This window comes from Methylorubrum podarium (assembly GCF_022179745.1).
GTDB classification, from domain to species: Bacteria; Pseudomonadota; Alphaproteobacteria; order Rhizobiales; family Beijerinckiaceae; genus Methylobacterium; species Methylobacterium podarium.
This window is the reverse complement of sequence record NZ_BPRD01000288.1, coordinates 1-4,839: the sequence shown is the minus strand read 5'-3', so window position 1 is coordinate 4,839 and position 4,839 is coordinate 1. Positions and strand designations below refer to the sequence as shown.

Annotated in this window: 7 protein-coding genes; all 7 read left to right on the top strand. The window is 72.4% G+C overall.

What is annotated here, in order from left to right:
- The coding region (locus MFF42_RS14705) for an EipA family protein (protein WP_238256397.1) at nt 1-340 on the top strand (340 nt) is incomplete at its 5' end.
- A 139-nt stretch (nt 341-479) separates the two neighbouring features.
- Entirely contained in the window at nt 480-1,220 is a 741-nt protein-coding gene (locus MFF42_RS14700; RefSeq protein ID WP_238256398.1) for a hypothetical protein, read from the top strand.
- Nucleotides 1,221-1,410: 190 nt separating this feature from the next.
- Nucleotides 1,411-1,689, top strand: coding sequence for a 3',5'-cyclic-nucleotide phosphodiesterase (locus MFF42_RS14695; RefSeq protein WP_238256396.1), 279 nt, complete (start codon nt 1,411-1,413; stop codon nt 1,687-1,689).
- 170 nt (nt 1,690-1,859) lie between these two features.
- Nucleotides 1,860-2,210 carry a hypothetical protein gene (locus MFF42_RS14690; RefSeq protein ID WP_238256395.1) on the top strand — a complete coding sequence of 117 codons (351 nt, stop codon included), beginning with the start codon at nt 1,860-1,862 and terminating at the stop codon, nt 2,208-2,210.
- A 99-nt stretch (nt 2,211-2,309) separates the two neighbouring features.
- On the top strand, nt 2,310-3,578 hold the full coding sequence (gene lysA, locus MFF42_RS14685) for a diaminopimelate decarboxylase (protein WP_238256394.1): 1,269 nt from the start codon (nt 2,310-2,312) through the stop codon (nt 3,576-3,578).
- A gap of 69 nt (nt 3,579-3,647) precedes the next feature.
- Nucleotides 3,648-4,199, top strand: a complete 552-nt coding sequence (locus MFF42_RS14680; protein ID WP_238256393.1) for an RBBP9/YdeN family alpha/beta hydrolase — start codon at nt 3,648-3,650, stop codon at nt 4,197-4,199.
- Nucleotides 4,200-4,405: 206 nt separating this feature from the next.
- Nucleotides 4,406-4,792: an exopolysaccharide production protein YjbE gene (locus MFF42_RS14675; protein WP_238256392.1), complete on the top strand. Its 387-nt coding sequence runs from the start codon at nt 4,406-4,408 to the stop codon at nt 4,790-4,792.
- Nucleotides 4,793-4,839: the final 47 nt, after the last annotated feature.

Here is a 4,839-nt window from a genome sequence, read left to right as displayed (position 1 = left end):
CGCCATCGTCGGCGGCCTGCGCTTCGGCGAGGGCACGCTCTACACCCGCAATGCTGGGCAGCGCCGGATCTACTGGCAGGGGCCGACGCTCGGCTTCGATGTCGGCGGCGACGGGGCGCGCACGATGATGCTCGTCTACAACCTCCCCGCCGTGCGCGACCTCTACCGCCGTTTCGGCGGCGTCGACGGCTCGGCCTACTTCATCGGCGGGTTCGGCATGACCGCGGTGACCGATGGCGGCATCATCGTGGTGCCGATCCGCTCCGGTGTCGGCGCCCGGCTCGGCATCAATGTCGGCTACCTGAAGTTCACCGGCCGCCCGACCTGGAACCCGTTCTGATCCGGACCCGCTCCGCCCCCGATCCCGGAGCGCGCGACGCAACGGCGCTTGCCTCCGCGCGGGCAAGGCGGGCAAAAGACGCAGCGGCCGGACCTGTCGGCCGAGGCGGCGTGAGGGCCCCTTCGTGATCGAGACCGTGATGATCTTCGGGCTCGGCTTCCTCCTGGCGAGCCTGTGCGCCCTGACGATCCTGCCGACCGTGAACGCCCGTGCCGCCCGCCTCGCCCGGCGGCGGATCGAGGCGACCCTGCCGGTCAGCGTGTCCGAGGTCGTGGCCGAGCGCGACCACCTGCGGGCGGAATTCGCCGTGGCGCAGCGCCGGCTGGAGCGCAAGGCCGAGGCCGTCGCCGCCCGTCGCCACGCCGACATGGCCGCCATCGGCGCCCGCACCATGGAGGCCGAGGCGGCGGTCGCCGCCCGAATCCTCAGCGAGGCCGAGGTGGCCCGCGCCCTCGAACGCATCGCCGGGCTCGACCGGGATCTCGCCGCGGCCCGCGCCGAGGGCGAGACGGGGCTCGCCACCCTGCACGCCCTGGAAGAGGCCCACCGCACCCTCCTCGACGACCTCAAGGCCACGCGCCGGGCGCAGGCGGGCACCGCGCCGTCGGCGAACGAAGGGGACGCGGACGCCGCCGCACGCCCCGGCGCCGCGATCGAGGCCGAGATCGAGACGCTGCGCGCGGAGCTGGCGGCGGCCCGAGCCGCCGCTCAGGACGCCCTGGCCGCGCGGGGGAGCGAGGACACCGCCGAGCTGCGCCGCCGCATCAGCGAGGTGGCCGACGCCCTGGCCCGCCGCGACCGGCTGCCCCAGGCCGGGGGCTTCCCCGCCGCCGCCTCAGCCACCGCCCCAGTTACCTCGCCTGCGCTCGCCGAGAGCTGAAACGCACCGAGCGGAGCGCCCCCGCGGCCTATCGTGCCGCCCTCCCTTGCGATGCCCCGCACGAGTCCGTAAGCACCGAACCATCTTGCGTTTGCCCCGAACCCGCCTTGCTACGGACATGCGGGGGCATCATCGCGCCCGGAACTCCTCCCACGAATCTCTTTCCACGAACCGCGATCGAGCGAACATCATGGCCCTGAAGCTGACGCCCCTGGTTCTCGCCCTCGCAGGCGCGGCTGCCCTGCTGGCCGCTCCGGCCCAGGCGCAGCAGTCGAAGCGCGGCAACGAGACGCTCAAGAAGTACTGCACCGGCGATTACCTCAGCTATTGCGGCAACCTCGATCCGGACGATCCGGCGACCGACCAGTGCTTCAAGACCAACTGGGCGAAGCTGTCCGAGAACTGCCGCCGGGCGATCGACGCCTACACGCCGCCGAAGGACGGGGCCCGCGGCAACAAGAAGAGCTGAGCTTCGTTCGCGCGGGGGCGTCGGGGCTCGGCGGAGCCGGGCCCGCGCCGGGCCTTCGCCGCCCGTGCCCGCATCGCGTTGTCCGAAGCGCCCGCGGCCACCTTTCGGGACGAGGCTCCAACGGCTAAGCTCACGCCGCCGCCCTGCCGGAAATCCCGCCGGAAATCCCGATGCCCGCCCGTTCCGCCCGCCTCTCGATCCTGATCGCGCTCGGCCTCGTCCTGGCCTGCACGGCCTGCGGCCGGCGCGGCAGCCTGGAACCGCCGGGGGCCGCCGTGTCGGAGACCGCTCCGAGCCCGCGCCCCGGCGCCCCGGCCTCGGAGCGGAGCCTGCCGTCCAGCACGGTCTCCGTGGGCGATCGCGGCGCGGCCCCCGATCCCGAGGCCGTGCAGGCCGGCGACGAGCTGAGTGCCGCGGCGATCCCCGCGGGCGGCGACGGCGTTCCGGTCACGACCTCCCGCGGATCCAAGCGCGGCTACCGGGTTCCCAAGGAGCCGTTCATCCTCGACCCGCTCCTCTAGCACCGGGTTCGAGGTAGACAGCGCACCGCGCCTGGGGGCATTCGGGCGTGCCGAGCCTCTTGCGGCGCGGCGGCGGGTTCTGCGGCGGATTCTCCTGACATGCACCACTTCCATTACCGGGACGGGCGTCTCCACGCCGAGGACGTCGATCTGACGGCGCTCGCCGAGGCGGTCGGCACGCCGTTCTACTGCTACAGCACCGCCACCCTGGAGCGGCACTACCGCGTCTTCGCCGAGGCGTTTTCCGGCGACGACGCGCTGGTCTGCTTCGCCATGAAGGCGAACTCGAACCAAGCGGTGCTCGCCACCCTCGCCCGCCAGGGCGCGGGCATGGACATCGTCTCCGAGGGCGAATTGCGCCGGGCGCTCGCCGCGGGCGTGCCGGGCCACCGCATCGTCTTCTCCGGCGTCGGCAAGACCCGCGAGGAGATGGCCGCCGCCCTCGACGCGGACATCCTCTGCTTCAACGTCGAGAGCGAGCCCGAACTCGCCGCCCTGTCCGAGGTCGCTGCCGCGCGGGGACGCAGGGCGCCGGTCTCGATCCGCGTGAACCCGGACGTCGACGCCCTGACGCATGCCAAGATCTCGACGGGCAAGTCCGACAACAAGTTCGGCATCCCGATCTCCCGCGCCCGCGAGGTCTATGCCGGGGCCGCGCGCCTGCCGGGTCTCGAGATCGTCGGCGTCGACGCGCATATCGGCAGCCAGATCACCGACCTCACCCCGTTCGACAACGCCGCGCGCCTGCTCTGCGAGCTCGCCCGCGACCTGCTCGCCGACGGGCACCGGCTGCACCACGTCGATTTCGGCGGCGGCCTCGGCATTCCCTACCGCGACGACAACGCCCCCCCGCCCGATCCGGCGGCGCTCGCCGCGATCCTGCGCCCGCACTTCAGGCCGCTGGGCCTGCGGCCGGTCTTCGAGATCGGGCGGATGATCGCGGGCAATGCCGGCATCCTCGTCACCCGCGTGATCTACGTGAAGCCGACCGACGAGAAGACCTTCGTCATCGTCGACGGGGCGATGAACGACCTGATCCGCCCGACGCTCTACGACGCCTTCCACGCCCTGCGCCCGGTGCGCGAGCCCGCCCCCGACACGCCCCGGCTGACGGCGGACGTGGTCGGCCCGGTCTGCGAGAGCGGCGACTACCTCGCGCTGGGCCGCGAGATGCCGGCGGTGGCCCCCGGCGACCTGATCGCGGTGATGAGCGCGGGCGCCTACGGCGCGGTCCAGGCCGGCACCTACAACAGCCGCCGCCTCGTGCCGGAGGTGCTGGTGGACGGCGACCGCTCCGCGGTCGTGCGTCCGCGCCCGAGCTACGACGACCTGATCCGCCTCGACCGCCTGCCCGACTGGCTCGCCTGACGGTGCCGGCGGAGCCGGACGGCCCGTCGCCGGTTGCGTCGGGACGCCGCCCGTCCGAGAAGACTGCTCATGAAGACCGCCGATTGCGACATCCTGATCCTGCCGGGCTATGCCGGCTCCGAGGAGGAGCACTGGCAGGCGCGCTGGGCGGCGCGGCTCAGGACCGCGCGGATCGTCGCGCAGGACGACTGGCACCGGCCCGACCCTGACGCGTGGCGCAGCCGCGTCGTGGAGGCCGTCGAGGCCGCGACCCGGCCGGTGATCCTCATCGCCCACAGCCTCGGCGTCGTCGCGGCGGTGGAGGCCGCGCCGCGCTTTCCCGAGGGCGTGGTGCGCGGCGCCCTGCTGGTCGCCTTCCCCGACATCGAGGCGGGCGCCGACCTGCCCGCGAGCGTGCGCGCCTTCGCGCCGGTGCCGCGCGATCCGCTGCCCTTTCCCTCGCTGCTGGTGGCGAGCCGCACCGACCCGCACTGCACCTACGAGCGGGCGGAGGACTACGCCTATGCCTGGGGCTCGGCGCTGGTGGATGCGGGCGAGGCCGGCCATATCAACGTCGCGAGCGGGCACGGGCCCTGGCCGGAGGGCCTGATGCGGCTGGCGGGCTTCCTCGCGCCCCTCTGAGCTGGCGGGACCGTCCGATCGGCGGGGCTGACAGAATAGTGTATTTTACATCAGGGACTTGGATCGGTTCCTATCGAATGTGAGGAAATGCAGTCTCAAAAAGATTCTTTGATGCAGGATAAATCGGGAACTTAATTTTCCTTAATTGCTTTCCTCGGGCAGACCGGTCGGCAAAACCGGCTGGACACATTCGGAGGGACGCAAACGTGACGCTCACGAAGACCATCGCCACCGCCACCGCTTTCGCCTTCATCGCCGGCTCCGCGCTCGCTGCGCCCTGCAACACGGGCAGCACCAACGCCAAGGCGCCGGGCGATTCCACCGCCGCGAACAGCAGCACCGGCAGCGGCGCCGATGCGGGTTCGAAGAACCTCGCGGGCGGCCAGCAGCCGGCCTCGCCGGGCACCGTGGGCGCGATGAACAACGTCGGCGCCGGCCAGGGCGTCGGCAACAAGCCGGGTTCGGACCAGACGTCCTCGGCCAAGAACACCGCCGGCGGCGACCAGCCGGCGGCCCCGGGCACGGTCGGCGCGATGAACGCCGCCGGCCACGACCAGAAGCTCGGCGACAAGAAGGGCGGCGACGACTGCTGATCGCCCGAACCTAAGCCGTCAGTAAAATGAGCTCCCGCACCGGCCGG